Source organism: Pseudomonas sp. GW823-FHT02C05 (assembly GCF_058797595.1).
Genome location: NZ_JBXAJU010000001.1, coordinates 426,860 through 443,277, shown reverse-complemented (window position 1 = coordinate 443,277; position 16,418 = coordinate 426,860). Strand labels below are relative to the sequence as shown.

Below are 16,418 nucleotides of genomic sequence, written 5' to 3'. Positions count from 1 at the left end.
TAGCGCACACCTGATCAGCCAGACTTATCAATCATGCTCAAACACTGGCCACCCCTGAATGCCCTGCGAGGCTTCGAAGCCGCCGCGCGCCTGGGCAGTTTTCACCAGGCGGCGCAGGAACTGCACCTCACCCAATCGGCCATCAGCCAGCAGATCCGCAGCCTGGAAACCTTCCTCGAACAGCCGCTGTTCCATCGCAGCGGCCGCAGTGTGACCCTCACCGACGCCGGGCACGACCTGCGCAGCACCACCCAGTCGCTATTGCAGCAACTGGCGGTGGGCATCCGCCGCCTGGAGCAGTACCGCAAGCCCAACCAGCTGGTGGTCAATACCAGCCCGGCCTTTGCCCGCCACTGGCTGTTGCCGCGGCTGGGGGAATTCCATCGCCTGCACCCGGAGGTGGACCTGTGGCTGTTCACCAGCTTCGAGCCACCGGACATGAGCACCCAGACCATCGACCTGACCTTGCGCGACGACCTCAGCGCCCAGGCCGAATGCAGCTACCTGGAGCTGTACAGCGACCGCCTCTACCCCGCCTGCCACCCCAGCGTGCTGGCGCAACCCGAAGCACTGCGCACCACCTTGCATGGCGAGCGGGAAATGGACTGGAGCCACTGGCTGGTGGAAGGCGGCAGCGACATTGGTCAACGCAGCAACGGCCTGAACTTTTCCGACCCGGGCCTGCTGCTGGACGCCGCCTGCGCCGGCCACGGCATTGCCCTGGTCAGCCAGCTTCTGAGCCAGCAGGCCCGGAGCCAGGGCTTGCTGAGCCCTTTGTGCGAACAGAGCGTGCGCGGCCCGACCTGGGCCTGGCTGATTCACCGCGACAGTGAAAGCAGCCCGCTGACCCGCAGTTTCTCGCAGTGGCTACAGGCTGCGCTGCAGGGTTCGGCCGAAGCTTGAGGCGCCCGCCCGGCAAGGACTGGAGCGATGCAAAACCGCTTTCCATTCCTGCCCCTAACCCCACGCGTGGCGGCGCCTTAAGCTGGCGCCAGTGCAATCCGCACTGCCTTCCAGGAGCCGCCCGTGCCCCCGATCCACGACATCAACTGGCCGCTGTGGCTGTCCACCATGCTGCCCATGGCCCTGAGCGCCGGCCCCGGCAACCTGATGGTGGCCAGCTCCGGCGCCCGCAGCGGCGTGCGGCGTTCCCTGCGCTTCATCTGCGGGCTGGACCTGACCTACCTGCTCCTGGCGTTACTGGTGGGGCTGGGGCTGTATCACAGCCTGGCGGCGTATCCAGGGTTGCTCTGGGGCCTGCGGGTAGCGGGCAGCCTGTACATTTTCTGGCTGGGCCTGCGCCTGCTGCTGCGGCCGTTGCGCAAGCCTGGCGAGCAGAGTGAAGCCCTGCAGTTTCGTGATGGCGTGATGCTGCAACTGGGCAACGTGCAGGGTCTGGTGATGCTGCTGGTCATGTTCTCCACCTTCAGCCCGGGCGCCGATGCGGGCACTGCCGTGGTGCTGGCGCTCAGCGCCGCGCTGATCGCGGTGAACCTGTTCGGCCACCTGCTGTGGGCCAGCCTGGGCTCAAGCCTGCAGCGGCTGATGCGCGACCGCCCGCGCCTGCTGCTGGCGCAGAATGCGCTGTTCGGCTTGCTGCTGATGGCGGTGGCCGGATGGCTGTTGCTGCGTGGCGCCTAGCGCGTCAGCCGGCCTTGCCCTCACTCTGCAAGCCCTGGCGCGCCAGCAGATCGCAGAGAAATTCCGCCACCCGCTCGACCCGCTCCTGGCCCTGGGTCGCCAGGTTGCGCAGCAGCCAGATATCCGCGCGGTGGGCCGGAGCCTGGGGCAACACCCGGTGCAGGCCCAGGGGTTCTGCGATATAGGCCGGCAAGGCGGCAATCCCCAGGCCCGCCTGCACCGCCTTGAGCTGCGCCTCCAGGTTGCCGGTGCGCATCCACAACGGCTGATCACCGCTGAGCTGGTCCAGCCAGCGGGCCAGGGGCATGTGGGCCAGGGTCTGGTTCCAGCCGATCAGCGAATGCTGGCGCAGCTGCGAAGGCTTCTCGGGGCAGCCATGGGCCGCGGCATAACCTGGGGAACAGAACAGCGCCTGGGTCAACTCGCCGACCCGGCGCAGGGTGAAGTTGCCGGCTTCCGGCCGTTGCAGGCGCAGCAGCAGGTCGCTGTGGCTCTGGGTGAGCTTGACCGAGCGCGCCGCATTGACGAAATCGAAGCTGATCTGCGGGTGCTGCAAGCGAAACTGCGCCAGTGCGGGAATGATCAGGTGGCTGCCCATCAACTCCGGGCATTCGATGCGCACCACCCCGGCCATGCGCGCGCCTGGCCGGGACAACTGGCGTTCCATCAGGCGCAAGCGCTCCTCGATCTCCAGGGCCATGGGCAGCAGGGCCTGGCCGGCTTCGGTGAGGAAATAGCCCTGGGTGGTCTTGAGGAACAGCACGCTGCTCAAGGCCTGCTCCAGCACCAGGATCTTGCGCGAGACCGTCGAGGCCGACACCTTCAGCGCCTGCCCGGCGTCGGTGATGTTGCTGGCATTGGCGACGGCAATGAAAAACCGCAAATCGTCCCAGTTCACGCTTACCTGCCCTATCCCTGAAAACCCAGGCCCGGGATCTTATGCGAAATAAGCAGCGCAGCGGTCAGACTTTTCTCCTGTAAAGTGCCCAAAATCTTTCCTGCCCACGGATCGGGAGCCCCCCATGCTGGAACTGCACACCCCTCGCCTTAACCTGCGCCCCCTGAACGCCCATGACTGGGAGCTGTTCCTGGCCCTGCACAGCGACCCGGAAAACCTGCGCTATGTCTGCGATCCGCTCTCCCGGATGCAGATCGAGGAGCGTTTCACCTCGCGCCTGCCCCATTGGGACATGGATTGCGACCACTGGCTGTGTCTGGTGATCCGCGATCGCCACAGCGGCGAGGAGCTGGGCTTCACCGGCCTGCGAGTCAGCGACCGGCCCAGCGCCGAAGCCGAGGTCGGCTACCTGCTGGCCCCCGGTCATCAAGGCAAGGGCCTGGCCACGGAATCCCTGCGCACGCTGATGCAGTACGCCCGCCACAGCCTGGGGATCAAGCGCCTGGTGGCCACGGTCACCGACGGCAATGCTGCGTCCTGCCAGGTTCTGGAGCGATGCGGTTTCGTCTTCCAGCAACGTGACGAAGGGGCCTTCCGCAGGGGTGGCGAAGACTTCGACGACCTGATTTTCAGCTGCCCCCTGACGGCCTGAGTGCGCGTTTGCGCGACCCCGCCTACGCCTGACTGGCGTGGGTTTTTCTTGACAGCGAAAATTCCCAACGGCTATTGTCTGACAACCTGACTACCAAGGTTTTACCCACCCATGCTTGAACTCCAGCGACCCGACTCTCTCGTTGTGCGCGTGGTCAATGCGATCCGCACCGAGATCGACTCCGGCCGCCTGGCCCCCGAATCGCGCCTGCCGACCGAGCAGCAACTGGCCGAGCAGTTGAACGTCAGCCGCTCGGTGATTCGCGAGGCCATCGCCCAGCTCAAGGCCGACGGCGTACTGATCGCCCGGCGTGGCCTGGGTTCGTACATTTCCAAGACCCCGGCCGGCACCGTGTTCCGCTTCCCCCAGGGCGATGGCCGCCTGCCGGATCTGGCGCAGATGTTCGAGATGCGTTTGTGGATCGAAACCCAGGCCGCGTCGATCGCCGCCCAGCGCCGCGACGCCGCCGACCTGCAACGGATGCAGGGCGCGTTGCAGGAAATGCACGACAAGCGCAGTGATTTCGAAGCCGCGGGGCTGGCCGACGTGGAGTTCCACCGGGCCATCGCCGAGGCCAGCAAGAACGACTATTTCGTGGCCTTCCATGATTTTCTGCGCAGCCAGCTGACCAGCGCCCGCAAGGCCGCCTGGGAGAACTCGGCGCTGCGCATGGTGGGCGGTTCCGCCGATGCCACCCAGGAACACCAGGCGCTGTACCAGGCGATTGCCGCTGGCGACCGCCAGGCCGCCGCCGGTTGCGCCGACGCCCACTTGCGGGCTTCGGCCAAGCGCCTGGGCCTGGAACTGCCGACTATCGATTGACCCCAGCTTCATGCTTCAAGCCGCATGCCACGGCCTGCGGTTTTTTGTCGGATTAGTTAGTCTGACAACCTGATAACCAGACCGAAACGCATTGGATCCAAGGTACCCAAGAACAATGATTTATGACTTTTGCATCATCGGCGGCGGCATCGTCGGCCTGGCTACGGCGATGGAGATCCTCAAGCGCCAGCCCGGCGCTTCGCTGGTCATCCTGGAAAAGGAAAACGTCCTGGCCAAGCACCAGACCGGGCACAACAGCGGGGTGATCCACGCCGGCATCTACTACGCTCCGGGCAGCCTCAAGGCCGACCTGTGCAAGCGTGGCGCCGAGGCCACCAAGCAGTTCTGCAGCGAGCACGGGATCAAGTTCGAGGTCTGCGGCAAGGTGCTGGTGGCGTCCAATGCCCTGGAAGTGCAGCGCATGGAGGCCCTGTACCAGCGCTCGCAACAGAACGGCCTGAAGGTGGAGCGCCTGGACGCCGAGCAACTGCGCCAGCGCGAACCGAATATCGTCGGCCTTGGCGGGCTGTTCCTCGACGCCACCGGCATCGTCGACTACCGCGAAGTCTGCGACACCATGGCCCGGGTGATCCGCCGCGAGGGCGGCGAGATCTGCCTGAGCCAGACCGTCACCGCGATCCAGGAAAGCGCCGACAGCGTCACCGTCAGCAGCCACGGCGGCAGCTGGCAGGCTAAGAAGCTGGTGGCCTGCGCCGGCCTGCAATCGGATCGCCTGGCGGTGATGGCCGGGGTGAAGATCGACCACCAGATCATCCCCTTCCGCGGCGAATACTTCCGCCTGCCGGCGTCGAAGAACAACATCGTCAATCACCTGATCTACCCGATCCCCGATCCGGAGCTGCCGTTCCTCGGGGTGCACCTGACCCGCATGATCGACGGCAGCGTTACCGTCGGCCCCAACGCGGTACTGGGCCTGGGCCGGGAGAACTACAGGAAGTTCTCCATCAACTGGCGCGACGTGGCGCAGTACGCCAGCTTCCCCGGTTTCTGGAAAACCATCTGGCAGAACCTCGGCTCCGGCACCACCGAGATGAAGAACTCGCTGTTCAAGTCCGGCTACCTGGAGCAGTGCCGCAAGTACTGCCCTTCCCTGCAAGTGGAAGACCTGCTGCCTTATGAGGCGGGGATCCGCGCCCAGGCGGTGATGCGCGACGGCAGCCTGGTGCACGATTTCCTGTTCGCCGAAACCCCGCGCATGTTGCATGTGTGCAACGCGCCCTCGCCCGCCGCCACTTCGGCGATTCCCATTGGCTCGATGATTGCCGACCGGATTTTCCAGGCCGCCTGAAACACCCCGCGCCATCACCTTGCAGCGCACTGCCCCGGCACTGCCAAGCGGGCCACGTGTCGCCGCAATACCCCTTGGCCGCCCTTTAGGGCGCGTCGCGCAAGGCTCGCGTCAACTCGACAATAACTACAATGATTCATGAGGATGTACGGATATGACCGCAGTTGAAACCAGCAGTACTGCAGCGGAAACCCCACAGCAAACCAAGAAACGCCTGCGCAAGGTCGCGGCGGCCACCATCTTCGGCTCGATGCTGGAGTGGTATGACTTCTACCTCTACGCCACCATGGCGGCCATCGTCTTCTCGAAGATCTTCTTCGATAACAGCAACCCGAAAAGCGCCACCCTCATGGCCTTCTCGACCTTTGCCATCGGCTTTATCGCCCGCCCCTTCGGCGGCATCCTGTTCGGCTACCTGGGGGACAAGTTCGGCCGCAAGCAGGTACTGGTGCTGACCTTCTGCCTGATGGGCGTGTGCACCGCGCTGATCGGCCTGATCCCCAGCTACGCGTCGATCGGCATCTGGGCGCCGATCCTGCTGGTGGCAATCCGCATCATCCAGGGCCTGGGCGCCGGCGCCGAACTGTCCGGCGCGGCGGTCACCTCCTATGAGCATGCCAGCGAGGGCAAGCGCGGCAGCCAGGGCGCCTGGCCGGCGCTGGGGCTGAACCTGGGCCTGCTGCTGTCGTCGCTGACCATCTACCTGCTGACCATCAACGGCAACGACTTCCTGCTGGCCGGCGGCTGGCGCATTCCGTTCGTCTGCAGCATCGTCCTGGTGGCCGTCGGCCTGTGGGTGCGCAACAGCATTCCGGAAACCCCGGAGTTCAAGGAACTGAGCAAGGAAAGCCAGAAAGCCAAGGCCTCGCCGCTCAAGGCGCTGTTCAAGAACGACCTCAAGGGCCTGGCCGTGGTGTTCTTCGTGGCGGTGGGCTACAACGCCCTGAGCTACATCTTCAAGACCTTCTCCCTGGCCTACCTGACCCAGTACAAGAACGTCGATGTGCATGTCACTTCGCTGTCGGTGACCATCGCCAGCCTGATCGCCATCGTCGCCGTGCCGTTCTTCGGCTGGCTCTGCGACAAGTGGAGCAGCAAGACCGTGCTGATCCTCGGCGGGCTGTTCTCGGTGCTGTTCGCCTACCCCTTCCTGGCCCTGCTCAACACCGGTGAGAGCCTGATGATCTACATCGCCATCGGCGTCGGCACCGGCATTCTGGCGCCGATGATGTTCGCCCCACAGGGCTCCTTCCTCAGCCGCCAGTTCCCCACCGCGACCCGCTCTTCGGGCTTCGGCACCGGGCGCGAGATCGGCACCGCCATCGCTGGTGGCCTGGCGCCGCTGGGCGCTCTGTCCCTGGTCACGGCCTCGGCCACCCACTCCACCGACGGCGTGGTGATCATTCTCGCCGTCGCCGCGGTACTGGTGGTGGTGTTCGCCTTCCTCGACCAGGGCCGCAAGCACTCGGCCTTCAAGAACTGAGGCTGGACCCAACCCTGCCCGGGCCGCTCCAACGGCCCGGGCAGACTTTGCTAAGGTGGCCGCTGAACCCGCATTACAGGCCACCCCATGTCACCCGATAGCGCATTCGGCGTCGATGCCGACGGCTTGATCGCCCTTCCTGCCGAACCACCCCTGCAGCCCGAGTACCGAGCCCTGCTCGACGAGCTGTGCGCCGCCCTCATCGCTCCCGCCAGCCCGCCGCTGCATAGCCTGTACCTGTACGGCAGCGTCGCCCGTGGCACCGCCCGGCCTGGAGCTTCCGACCTGGACCTGTGCCTGATCCTGCAAGATCCCGCCGCCCCGGCCGCGTGCCTGCATCTGGAAAACCTGCGCCAGGCCCTGCAAGCGCGCCACCCGCCGGTGTCGAAGATCGATTTCGATATCGGCGACCTCAACCAGGTACTGGAAACGCGGAACCTCGACAGCTGGGGCTATTGGCTCAAGCACCATTGCCGCTGCCTGTGGGGCGAAGACCTGCGCTCGCGCTTTGCACCTTTCAGGCCCAGCCGGGAGATTGCCCTGGCGGTGAACGGTGACTTTCTCGCAGTGCTGGACGACTACGCCAAGCGCATCGACCGCGAACAGATGCCCGCCGAAGTCCTCCGGCTGCAACGGCAGGCCTCGCGCAAACTCGTTCGCGCCACCAACCTGCTGCGCCAGGAGCAGGAGCCGAGCTGGCCCCAGAGCCTGGATGAGCATGTGTGGCTGTTTGTGCAGCACTACCCGGCAATGGCAGGCCCCATCGACGTGTTTCGCCAGGCCGCCGAGGCAACGGCCCCCGCCGGCGCCGATTTCAGCGACCGCTTGCGGCAGATGGCGCAGTGGATGAGCCAGGCACTGACCCCGCCGCCATCCAGGAATTGACCCCTGCAATTGCACCGCCCCCGGCAACGGGGGGTCGCTGCCGGATCAGACCTGCAGCACCTCGATCCCCAACTGCCGATAACCTTCGATGTCCACACCCGGCGCCTCCTGCTCGGTGACCAGCCGGTGCAAGCGGTTGCATGGCACCACGACGAAGGGTTCCATGGCGCCGAGCTTGTCGGCGGTGGTCACGGCGATGACCTCGCTGGCACTGTCGAACATTGCCTGCTTGATCGGCACCTCGTCGAAATGCAGGGAGCTGATACCGATCTCCGGGTGGATCGCGCAGACGCCGGTGAACATCAGGTCGGCCTTGATCCCCTGGATCATGCGCAGTGCTTCATGGCCGCTGGCGGACAGGGTTGCCGGGTTGAGCTGGCCACCGGCGAGAATCACCCTGACCTTGGGGTACTCGGCCAGGGCCACGGCAATCATCGGCGAGGCGGTGACCGCGGTCAGGCTGATGCCCGCCGGCAGCGACTGGGCGATGTGCAGGGTGGTGGAGCCGGAATCGAACAGCACCGTCTGGCCGTCCTGCACCCATTGCACGGCATATTGCGCCAGGCGCAGTTTCGCCTCATTGGTTTCGCCGACCCGGGTGAAATAGTCCTTGCCGCTGTCCTTGGGCCGCGGCAGCGCGCCACCATGGACCCGCTGCACCAGGCCGGCGGCATCCAGCTCCGCCAGGTCGCGACGGATGGTGTCTTCGGACACCGCGAAATGCCGGCTCAGTTCGGCGGCCATGACCTTGCCGTCGCGCTCCAGCAGCAGAAGGATTTTTTGCCGACGCAAGGATGGCAGCTCGGCTGGCGGGTGTTGACCTTGCATGTTTATGCCCGTTATTGCGTGTTTTCGCCAAGCTACACAGACACTCGGGTAAAAACAAGCAACCCGATCAGTTGATCAGCTGCGGCGCCCGTGAGCGGTACAAGGCCGCTTCCCCGAGGCGCTCGCGCACCAGCGCCTGGGCCTGGCGGGTCATCTGGTCCAACTGCCGGTCGCGCTTTTTCTCCGCTTCCAGCATGGCCTTGCGCCCGTGCTGGGCCAGCAGGTAGGTGTGGATCTGCCGCACTTCCACCGACTGGTAGATCGGTGCCACATCCAGCACCGCAAGCAGGCCGTCGCTGCCGTGGTCCCGGGTGTTCATCAGCACCTGCGGGCCGCGGGCGCCCAGCAGCTGGAAGCCCAGGGCCTCGAAACACCCCACCTTGGCCACGTTGCAGGCGAGTTCCGCATGGGGGTAACGCGCCAGCATGGCTTGCAGCATCTGCCGGGCAATGCCCTGGCGCCGGTGGCCTTGCAGCACCGCCATATAAGCCACGGCGCAGGCCTGGGGATCATCCTTGACCGGCAGGTACAGGGTGAAACCCAGCACCTGGTCCGGGGCCTGCGGGTCGGTGGCCACCACCAGCTCCACCGCGATCCCCCGGGAACCGTCCATGGCCTGCAGGTACAGGTGCACCTCATAGCCGACGCCGTACTGGTACAGGTTGTACAGCGGGTTGCTCGGGGCGATGGCCACCGCGCTGACGTCGGTGATGTAGTCCACCACCATCTGCTGGATCTGGCTCTGGATGGCTTCGGGCGGCGGGGCTTGGAACAGGGTGATGCTGGACATCGAGGCGGTGACTCCGAGGATTGGGGCATGCCCGGCTACGGCGGGCGCGCCATGATAACCCGGCGCGGGTGACACAGGCGCACAACCGGGCAGCGCATCGGGCGCGTGCATCGGCGAAAAAGCGCGAATGGGATCGGGAGCAAGAGACTGGCTGGCTGCGGCTATGGCGGGGCCATGGCCGCAACCGGCACAGGATGCGGATGCACCGGGGCATCCGCGGTGCCCCGCCCGACGAACGCGGACGGGGCCGAGGGCTTACAGCGCCATGTCGGCCGCTGGGTTGCTCTCTGGCTTGGCCAGGCTGGCCGGAGCCTGAGGCGCCGCGCCCTTGACCGGAGGCGGCGGGGTCAGTTGCAGCACTTCAGCGGTGTAGGCCCATTCTTTGGCCACACGCTCAGGGCTGTCGTTCAGGGCCGTACCGTAGCTCGGCACGATCTGCTTGAGCTTTTCCTGCCAGGCCGGGGTCGCGACCTGGTCCTTGAAGACTTTCTGCAGCACGCTGAGCATGATCGGCGCGGCGGTCGAAGCACCTGGGGATGCGCCCAGCAGGCCGGCGATGCTGCCGTCTTCGGAGGCCACGATCTCGGTGCCCAGTTTCAGCACGCCGCCCTTCTCTTCGTCACGCTTGATGATCTGCACGCGCTGGCCGGCCTGCCACAGGCGCCAGTCTTCCTGCTTGGCGTTGGGGAAGTATTCCTTCAGCGCGGCGAAGCGGTCGTCATCCGACAGCATCAGCTGGCCGGCCAGGTATTCCACCAGCGGGTACTGCTCGATGCCCACCTTGGTCATCGGCCAGAAGTTGTGGGTGGTGGTGCTGGTCAGCAGGTCGAAGTACGAACCTTCCTTGAGGAACTTGGTGGAGAAGGTAGCGAATGGGCCAAACAGGATCACCCGCTTGCCGTCCAGCACACGAGTGTCCAGGTGCGGAACCGACATCGGTGGCGCGCCGACCGAAGCCTTGCCGTAGGCCTTGGCCAGGTGCTGCTCGGCCACGCTGGCGTTGTCGGTCACCAGGAACGAGCCACCCACCGGGAAGCCGGCGTATTCGTTGGCTTCAGGAATGCCCGACTTCTGCAGCAGGTGCAGGGCACCGCCGCCGGCGCCGATGAACACGAACTTGGCGTCGGTCTCGGTTTTCGAACCGTCCTTGAGGTTCTTGTAGGTCACGCGCCACGAGCCGTCTTTATTGCGCTCGATTTCCTGCACTTCGCTGGACAGTTTCAGCGCGAAGTTGGGCTGGGCCTGCAGGTGGGCAACGAACTGGCGAGTGATCTCGCCGAAGTTGACGTCGGTGCCGATCGGGGTCCAGGTCGCAGCGATCTTCTGCGCCGGGTCACGACCTTCCATCATCAGTGGAACCCACTTCTTGATCTGCTCGGCGTCTTCGGAGTACTGCATGCCGCTGAACAGCGGGCTGGCCTGCAGGGCCTCGTAGCGGGCCTTGAGGAACTTGATGTTGTCATCGCCCCAGACGAAGCTCATGTGCGGGGTGGAGTTGATGAACGAACGCGGGTTCTTCAGGACGCCGTTCTTGACCTGCCAGGACCAGAACTGCCGGGAAATCTGGAACGCTTCGTTGATCTCGATGGCCTTGGCGATCTCGATCTTGCCGTCCTTGCCTTCCGGCGTGTAGTTCAGCTCGGCCAAAGCGGAGTGGCCGGTACCGGCGTTGTTCCAGCCGTTGGAGCTTTCTTCTGCGACGCCGTCCAGGCGCTCGACCATCTCCATCGACCAATCCGGCTGCAGCTCATTGAGCCAGACCCCCAGGGTCGAACTCATGATGCCGCCACCGATCAGCAGCACATCCACTTTCTTCGGCTCAGCCGCGTGCGCGGTCGTGAGGCCTATCGACATCGCCAGCCCGATCAGGGCCGTGTTCACTTTCTTAAACATTCTGAGTACCTACGATAGAACGCCATCCGCCGCCCCATCCTCGATCCTGCGTACTCCGGTGATTGCGAAACAGTCATTTCGCAGGTCCTGGACCAACACATTCAAAAGAACTGGAGGGTGGGCACACAAGGCCGACGAGACAGGCTCGACCTCAGTTTTATATCGCTCCGGCGCTGACTTCTTGTCGTTCTTGGCTTCAGCTACTTGAGTGACAGTGTTTCTCAGGGCACGTCACGGGACGCAACCAACAGGCAGTTTCCCCCTGCCCGACCTTGCGCGCCGCAAACTGCCGGACGAACAAGAATGACGCCCGCAACTGCGGGGGCCAACAGGAAATTAGGGGTCGGGTTCAACCAAAGAGGTAAACGAACACTGCCTGACATTACATTCGGCGGGGTCGTGCAGACACTCCCACTGCCTTGCAAGGGACCCGAACAGGCCACTTGAAGCTAAGCAAGGGTAAGGTATTTCTGCACAAACGATGAACCGATTCAGCGCAAGAATATCATTACGGCATCAGCCTGTCTTGGCCGGAGCCACGAGCCGCCCGCCCGGGAAAACCTCGACGCTGTACGACACCTGCCGCAATCAATGCGTCACAACGACGCTGGCCGCCCCTCATTCAAAGCGGCAAATGCGCCTTCGCCAAGAGGCGACCTTGATGCATGATGGCACCGCGCCACAACACCACCTTCACCCATTTACTGCAAAGGACGGCCATGCAAGGTATCGACAGTGTCGCAACAGAGTTCCGCGCGTTCCTGAAGTCCTGGGAACAGGAGCGCCCGCACCTTCCCTCGGCCCTCAGCGTGCTCGGCAATGGTTTCGAAGGCTGGCTGAAGTTCGAATTCTATTTCTGGCTGATCCAGCACCGGGGGTTGGCCGGGCCACGCGACGGCTGGCTCGGCGACGTGGGCGTGGAATACAAGGTCGCCCTGGACCAGCGCTGGTCCGACATGGACATTCACCATAAGCAATGTGACCTGTGGATCCGCGATGCAGACAAGCGGCGCTTCCACTTCATCGAACTCAAGGCGCCCTTTGCCAACGCCAACCAAGGCAAGTTGTTCATCTCGGCATCGGACGACTACTGGTACATGACACGCCTGAAGGCCAAGGAAGAAAAGGTCGCCAGCGGCAGCGTGATCATCTTCGGCGTCGGCTTCACAGAGGATAAATGGACAAAGCATCTGGAGGCGGTCGTGGAATACACCGGCTGGGTCGAACACGCCTCCCGCGATATTGGCGAAGTACCCGGGGTCGAGAACCTGCGCTGGGCCGTGCTGACCATGCACTACCCCAGCTAGCTGCAATCCGTCCTTCGATCGTTCAGGCAAATTGGATAGGATGCTGCGCTGCAACGCCGGGAAAGCACCCGGCGCCGCGCCCCCAAGAACAACAAGGAACAACCATGCACCCGACCTCACTGCAAGACACCACCGCCCCCGAAGGCGTGTGCTTCGGCTGCGGCAGCAGCAACCATCACGGCCTGCACATCAAGAGCCACTGGCACGAGGACGGTGTGCACGTGGTGGCCGAGCACCTGCCCGACGCCAAGTACTGCGGCTGGCCGGACCTGGTCTACGGCGGCCTGATCGCCATGCTGGTGGACTGCCACTCCAACTGGACCGCCATGGCCTACCACTACCGCAACGAACAGCGCGAGCCCGGCAGCCTGCCACGCATCGACTGCGTCACCGGCAACCTGGGCATCAAGTTCATCAAGCCCACCCCCATGGGCGTGCCCCTGACCCTGCGTGCCAGGGTCGAGGGTGAAGTGGGCCGCAAGAGCCAGGTGATCTGCGAGGTGTATGCCGGCGATGTGCTGACCGCCATTGGCGATTCGGTCTTCGTGCGGGTCGATACCAGCCAGCTCGCGGCAGCGGCTCACGGTAGAGACGCCTGAGCCGAGGGCCTGGGAAGGCGGTCGGAACTATCGCCCATGCAGGTGGGACAGGTGCCGATAGCCCGCCGCTCGGGCAAAATCCGCCAGCCGCCACAACGAACCGTTGGCCCCCCAGGTGCCATCAGCCACGTCATCCAGCAGGATCGAGGTCATCAGCATTCGCGGATCGTCCTCTGCCAGACAGGCGGCCAGCGCCTGATGCAAGCCCTCGACATAGGCCTGGCGCTGGGCAGCATCGAGCACGCCCGCCGGGACCTTGACCCGGACCATGCAAGGAACCGCCTGGGCACTGGAGTCGGCACCTCCACAACTCCAGAAGCCCGGCGCCAGCTCTTCCAGCAGTACCCAGCACAACGCCCGCTGACGGGGGTCATCACCTATTTGCTCCACCCTCAGGGCCACTTGGGTAACCTCTTGCAGGACCTTGGCACGCTGCCGGGCATCGAAAGCGCCCTGGGGGATCTTGATCAGAATATTAGGCATCGGCATCACCACTTACACAGAAAAGGAGCGGCTATTGAGCCTGTGCTCATCCCTGGCCAACAGCGACCGATTCGACATCTTTCATGCATAATCCGCCAATGAACGATTTCACCGTCTTGCTCCTACCCGGTTCCTTTGCCTCCAGCGTCGCCCTGACCCTGGACATGCTTTCCAGCGCCGCGCTGCTGGCCCCACGCCTGGGGCTCGGGGCTCCGCGCTGGCGGGTTTGTGCCTTGCAGGCTGGCCAGGTAGCCCTGGGCCAGGGCCTGCTGCTCGAGGTCGAGGCCCTGGATGCCAGGGACGATGATCGGTCCTGCTGGATAGTGCCGGGGCTGGGCATCGACACCCCCGAGGCCATCGCCCAGCGCCTGCTGCAAGCAGACATTGCCCCGTTGCTGGATGCACTGCGCGATCATCTGGAACTCGGAGGCGAAGTGGCGGCATCCTGTTCCGCCGTTTTCCTGTTGCAGGCCGCCGGGCTCCTGCCCGGGCACCGGGTTACGACCTCCTGGTGGTTGGCGCCGCTGCTGCAAGAGTGGGCCGTCGACACCAAGGTGGATCCGGACCAGATGGTTGTGGTCGACCCTCCGCTAACCACCGCCGGAGCAGCATTTGGCCAATCGGATTTGATGCTGCATCTGCTGCGCAGCCGTTTCGGCACGAGCTTGGCAGACGCGGTGGGGCAGACGCTGCTGATTGATCGGCGGCAATTGCAGGCACCGTTTCGGGTACCGGCAATGATGGCCCAGGGCAGCACCCTGATCAGCCGGCTTACCGCCCATATCGAAGCCGGCTTGCCAAACCTGCCCAGCGTCGGCGAACTGGCCGCACAGTTCAGCATGTCCGAACGGACCCTGGGGCGCCAGATACGCAAGGTCACCGGCCACAGCAGCTTGCGCCTGATCCAGAATGTGCAACTGAACCGGGCGAGGGCTCTGTTGCAAAGCAGCAAATATTCGGTGGAGCGCGTGGCCGAACAGGTGGGATACCAGGACGCCACGGCCCTGCGCCGGCTGATGCGCAAGTTGCTCAACGCCACTCCGAGGCAATTGCGCTGAGCCCACCACGGTCCCCAGGCAAGAGGACTTTTGATACATTGCCGCTCCCTTTCTTTCGAACAGGACACCTGCCCTGACCATGGACATTCAGGAAATCCAGCGCCGCCTGGCCAAGCCGGCGCTGCAATTGATTCCCGGCGGTTTTCGCCCCTCCGGCAGCGACGAGGAAAGCTGGCTGGGCCAGGTTTTTCTATTTCGCGAGGATGAAGAGCTGCCGCGCAACAGCGCCGGGGAAACCCTGCTGCCGTTCGCCCAGCTCTATCTGCCGGCGCTGCCCTTCCACAGCCCGCTGCTGGAAGGCGTGCGGGTGCTCACGGTGTTCGTCGCCAACCCCTTTCCCGAACCCCTGGAACCCATGGGCGAGCGCTGGCTGATCCGCGAGTACCGTGCCGAGGATGTGCTGGTGCGCAAGGACCTGACTGCCCCCGGGGCCTTTCTCAAGCCCTTCCCGCTCAAGCCCGAGGCAGTGCCCGCGGACTTTCCGCTGTGGGACGGCGGTGGCGTGCCGGAGGACCTGGAGCGGGAAATCCTCGAACTGGAAAACTCCGGGCAGATCGAGTGCTACTACGACCTGGTGAACCATTGCTACCAGCACAAGCTCGGGGGCTACCCCTCGTTCTGCCAGTCGGGAATCGATGTCGGGGACGGCTTCGAATTCGTGATGCAGATTTCCTCCGACGCCAAGATCGGACTCAACGTGGTGCACGGCGGCAGCCTGATGTTCTGGAAACACCCCGCCAGCGGCGAATGGGCGCTGTACTACGACTTCCATTGAGGCGCAGCGGCTAACACCGATTTCATCCACCGGCGGATGAAATGCCCCGGCGCCGGGTGCATCATGGGCGCTGTCCATTTCCCGGGAGACTTGCATGCCCATGCGCTCACTGTTCTTACCCGCCACAGCCCTGGCCCTGGGCTTGCTGGCGGCCACCGGCGCCGTCGCCGACGACCAGTCGCAACTGATCGAATCGATCAACGCCTACCGCAGCCAGCCGCAACGCTGCGCCAACCAGGCCTCCTCGGAGCTGCCGCCGCTGACCGGCGACCCACGGCTGATCCTGCCGGTGGACAACGTCGGTGACCTGCAGCAGGCCCTGGCCCGGGCGGCCTACCCCATGGTCAACGTGCAGGCCATCAGCCTCTCCGGCCCCCGGGATGCCCAGGCGGCGATGCAGGCGGTACGCGAGAGCTTCTGCCAGGTGGTGCTGGACCCGCAGTTCGTCGATATCGGTGTCAATCGCCAGGCCAACCAGTGGCGCATCGTGCTCGCGCGACCGCTGCTGTCCGCGCGCCTGGGGGACTGGCAGGCCGAGGGCCAGCAACTGCTCGCGCAGATCAACAGTGCCCGCGGCCAGCCCCGGCAATGCGGTGGCCAAGGTTTTGCCGCCACCGCGCCCCTGGCCTGGAACGCCACCCTGGGCACCACCGCCGAGGAACACAGCCGGGCCATGGCCAACCAGAACTACTTCGACCACAAGGACCACGACGGCCGCACCCCGGGTGACCGCGCGGAACTGGCAGGCTATGCCGGCCAGCAGGTGGGCGAGAATATCGCCGCCGGCCAGGACACGGCGCGCAAGGTGGTGGACGGCTGGCTGGCCAGCCCCGGGCATTGCGCCAACCTGATGAACCCGGCCTACAGCGAGCTGGGCGCGGCCTACGCGGTGGACCCGAAAAGCGATGCCGGCATTTACTGGACCGCGATGTTCGGCGCGCCCTGAGCCCAGTGCCTGGGCGTGGCTGCCACGCCCTGAAGCTGCAACCGAGGCC

17 protein-coding genes are annotated in these 16,418 nt (G+C 64.7%); 12 read left to right on the top strand and 5 right to left on the bottom strand.

Annotated features, from left to right (window positions below; genetic code table 11):
- Positions 1-33: 33 nt before the first annotated feature.
- Both AC1RGE_RS02225 and AC1RGE_RS02220 read left to right on the top strand, forming a co-directional pair.
- Positions 34-903, top strand: coding sequence for a LysR family transcriptional regulator (locus AC1RGE_RS02225; protein WP_077933882.1), 870 nt, complete (start codon positions 34-36; stop codon positions 901-903).
- Positions 904-1,026: 123 nt separating this feature from the next.
- Positions 1,027-1,641 carry a LysE family translocator gene (locus AC1RGE_RS02220; RefSeq protein ID WP_183000451.1) on the top strand — a complete coding sequence of 205 codons (615 nt, stop codon included), beginning with the start codon at positions 1,027-1,029 and terminating at the stop codon, positions 1,639-1,641.
- 4 nt (positions 1,642-1,645) lie between these two features.
- Here AC1RGE_RS02220 and AC1RGE_RS02215 read toward each other — a convergent pair whose 3' ends face one another.
- Complete coding sequence (locus tag AC1RGE_RS02215) at positions 1,646-2,539, bottom strand: LysR family transcriptional regulator (RefSeq protein WP_492583186.1); 894 nt, start codon at positions 2,537-2,539, stop codon at positions 1,646-1,648.
- A gap of 124 nt (positions 2,540-2,663) precedes the next feature.
- Here AC1RGE_RS02215 and AC1RGE_RS02210 point away from each other — a divergent pair, with 124 nt between their 5' ends.
- The 5 genes from AC1RGE_RS02210 to AC1RGE_RS02190 all read left to right on the top strand — a co-directional run bounded on the left by AC1RGE_RS02210 (position 2,664) and on the right by AC1RGE_RS02190 (position 7,690).
- Entirely contained in the window at positions 2,664-3,191 is a 528-nt protein-coding gene (locus AC1RGE_RS02210) for a GNAT family N-acetyltransferase (protein WP_011060732.1), read from the top strand.
- 111 nt (positions 3,192-3,302) lie between these two features.
- The gene (locus tag AC1RGE_RS02205) at positions 3,303-4,013 is read left to right on the top strand and encodes a FadR/GntR family transcriptional regulator (RefSeq protein ID WP_011060731.1); all 711 of its coding nucleotides are present in this window, start codon (positions 3,303-3,305) and stop codon (positions 4,011-4,013) included.
- Positions 4,014-4,128: 115 nt separating this feature from the next.
- Positions 4,129-5,322 carry an L-2-hydroxyglutarate oxidase gene (gene lhgO, locus AC1RGE_RS02200; RefSeq protein WP_065363738.1) on the top strand — a complete coding sequence of 398 codons (1,194 nt, stop codon included), beginning with the start codon at positions 4,129-4,131 and terminating at the stop codon, positions 5,320-5,322.
- Between the two features lie 154 nt (positions 5,323-5,476).
- Positions 5,477-6,805: an MFS transporter gene (locus AC1RGE_RS02195; protein ID WP_015635186.1), complete on the top strand. Its 1,329-nt coding sequence runs from the start codon at positions 5,477-5,479 to the stop codon at positions 6,803-6,805.
- Positions 6,806-6,892: 87 nt separating this feature from the next.
- Positions 6,893-7,690: a nucleotidyltransferase domain-containing protein gene (locus AC1RGE_RS02190; protein ID WP_492583184.1), complete on the top strand. Its 798-nt coding sequence runs from the start codon at positions 6,893-6,895 to the stop codon at positions 7,688-7,690.
- Positions 7,691-7,735: 45 nt separating this feature from the next.
- Here AC1RGE_RS02190 and AC1RGE_RS02185 read toward each other — a convergent pair whose 3' ends face one another.
- The 3 genes from AC1RGE_RS02185 to mqo all read right to left on the bottom strand — a co-directional run bounded on the left by AC1RGE_RS02185 (position 7,736) and on the right by mqo (position 11,201).
- On the bottom strand, positions 7,736-8,518 hold the full coding sequence (locus AC1RGE_RS02185) for a DeoR/GlpR family DNA-binding transcription regulator (protein ID WP_342403616.1): 783 nt from the start codon (positions 8,516-8,518) through the stop codon (positions 7,736-7,738).
- 67 nt (positions 8,519-8,585) lie between these two features.
- Positions 8,586-9,308 (bottom strand): GNAT family N-acetyltransferase, encoded by a 723-nt coding sequence (locus tag AC1RGE_RS02180; RefSeq protein ID WP_015635183.1) that lies wholly within the window; start codon positions 9,306-9,308, stop codon positions 8,586-8,588.
- 255 nt (positions 9,309-9,563) lie between these two features.
- Entirely contained in the window at positions 9,564-11,201 is a 1,638-nt protein-coding gene (gene mqo / locus AC1RGE_RS02175) for a malate dehydrogenase (quinone) (protein ID WP_011060725.1), read from the bottom strand.
- A 665-nt stretch (positions 11,202-11,866) separates the two neighbouring features.
- Between mqo and AC1RGE_RS02170 the strand changes: the two genes are divergently transcribed.
- Both AC1RGE_RS02170 and AC1RGE_RS02165 read left to right on the top strand, forming a co-directional pair.
- The gene (locus AC1RGE_RS02170) at positions 11,867-12,508 is read left to right on the top strand and encodes a hypothetical protein (RefSeq protein WP_072442357.1); all 642 of its coding nucleotides are present in this window, start codon (positions 11,867-11,869) and stop codon (positions 12,506-12,508) included.
- 104 nt (positions 12,509-12,612) lie between these two features.
- Positions 12,613-13,107 (top strand): PaaI family thioesterase, encoded by a 495-nt coding sequence (locus AC1RGE_RS02165; protein WP_011060723.1) that lies wholly within the window; start codon positions 12,613-12,615, stop codon positions 13,105-13,107.
- A gap of 27 nt (positions 13,108-13,134) precedes the next feature.
- Here the strand turns inward: AC1RGE_RS02165 and AC1RGE_RS02160 are convergent, their stop codons facing one another.
- Positions 13,135-13,590, bottom strand: a complete 456-nt coding sequence (locus AC1RGE_RS02160; protein WP_011060722.1) for a tautomerase family protein — start codon at positions 13,588-13,590, stop codon at positions 13,135-13,137.
- A 98-nt stretch (positions 13,591-13,688) separates the two neighbouring features.
- Here AC1RGE_RS02160 and AC1RGE_RS02155 point away from each other — a divergent pair, with 98 nt between their 5' ends.
- The 3 genes from AC1RGE_RS02155 to AC1RGE_RS02145 all read left to right on the top strand — a co-directional run bounded on the left by AC1RGE_RS02155 (position 13,689) and on the right by AC1RGE_RS02145 (position 16,369).
- Entirely contained in the window at positions 13,689-14,648 is a 960-nt protein-coding gene (locus AC1RGE_RS02155; RefSeq protein ID WP_492583182.1) for a GlxA family transcriptional regulator, read from the top strand.
- Positions 14,649-14,727: 79 nt separating this feature from the next.
- Positions 14,728-15,423 carry a YwqG family protein gene (locus AC1RGE_RS02150; protein WP_258611764.1) on the top strand — a complete coding sequence of 232 codons (696 nt, stop codon included), beginning with the start codon at positions 14,728-14,730 and terminating at the stop codon, positions 15,421-15,423.
- A 100-nt stretch (positions 15,424-15,523) separates the two neighbouring features.
- Complete coding sequence (locus AC1RGE_RS02145) at positions 15,524-16,369, top strand: CAP domain-containing protein (RefSeq protein ID WP_492584234.1); 846 nt, start codon at positions 15,524-15,526, stop codon at positions 16,367-16,369.
- The last annotated feature ends 49 nt before the right edge of the window (positions 16,370-16,418 follow it).

Coding starts and splice junctions, on each gene's coding strand:
- AC1RGE_RS02225 (WP_077933882.1), top strand. CDS start 34: ATGCTCAAACACTGGCCACCCCTGAATGCCCTGCGAGGCTTCGAAGCC.
- AC1RGE_RS02210 (WP_011060732.1), top strand. CDS start 2,664: ATGCTGGAACTGCACACCCCTCGCCTTAACCTGCGCCCCCTGAACGCC.
- AC1RGE_RS02205 (WP_011060731.1), top strand. CDS start 3,303: ATGCTTGAACTCCAGCGACCCGACTCTCTCGTTGTGCGCGTGGTCAAT.
- lhgO (WP_065363738.1), top strand. CDS start 4,129: ATGATTTATGACTTTTGCATCATCGGCGGCGGCATCGTCGGCCTGGCT.
- AC1RGE_RS02195 (WP_015635186.1), top strand. CDS start 5,477: ATGACCGCAGTTGAAACCAGCAGTACTGCAGCGGAAACCCCACAGCAA.
- AC1RGE_RS02190 (WP_492583184.1), top strand. CDS start 6,893: ATGTCACCCGATAGCGCATTCGGCGTCGATGCCGACGGCTTGATCGCC.
- AC1RGE_RS02185 (WP_342403616.1), bottom strand. CDS start 8,518: ATGCAAGGTCAACACCCGCCAGCCGAGCTGCCATCCTTGCGTCGGCAA.
- AC1RGE_RS02180 (WP_015635183.1), bottom strand. CDS start 9,308: ATGTCCAGCATCACCCTGTTCCAAGCCCCGCCGCCCGAAGCCATCCAG.
- mqo (WP_011060725.1), bottom strand. CDS start 11,201: ATGTTTAAGAAAGTGAACACGGCCCTGATCGGGCTGGCGATGTCGATA.
- AC1RGE_RS02170 (WP_072442357.1), top strand. CDS start 11,867: ATGATGGCACCGCGCCACAACACCACCTTCACCCATTTACTGCAAAGG.
- AC1RGE_RS02165 (WP_011060723.1), top strand. CDS start 12,613: ATGCACCCGACCTCACTGCAAGACACCACCGCCCCCGAAGGCGTGTGC.
- AC1RGE_RS02160 (WP_011060722.1), bottom strand. CDS start 13,590: ATGCCTAATATTCTGATCAAGATCCCCCAGGGCGCTTTCGATGCCCGG.
- AC1RGE_RS02155 (WP_492583182.1), top strand. CDS start 13,689: ATGAACGATTTCACCGTCTTGCTCCTACCCGGTTCCTTTGCCTCCAGC.
- AC1RGE_RS02150 (WP_258611764.1), top strand. CDS start 14,728: ATGGACATTCAGGAAATCCAGCGCCGCCTGGCCAAGCCGGCGCTGCAA.
- AC1RGE_RS02145 (WP_492584234.1), top strand. CDS start 15,524: ATGCGCTCACTGTTCTTACCCGCCACAGCCCTGGCCCTGGGCTTGCTG.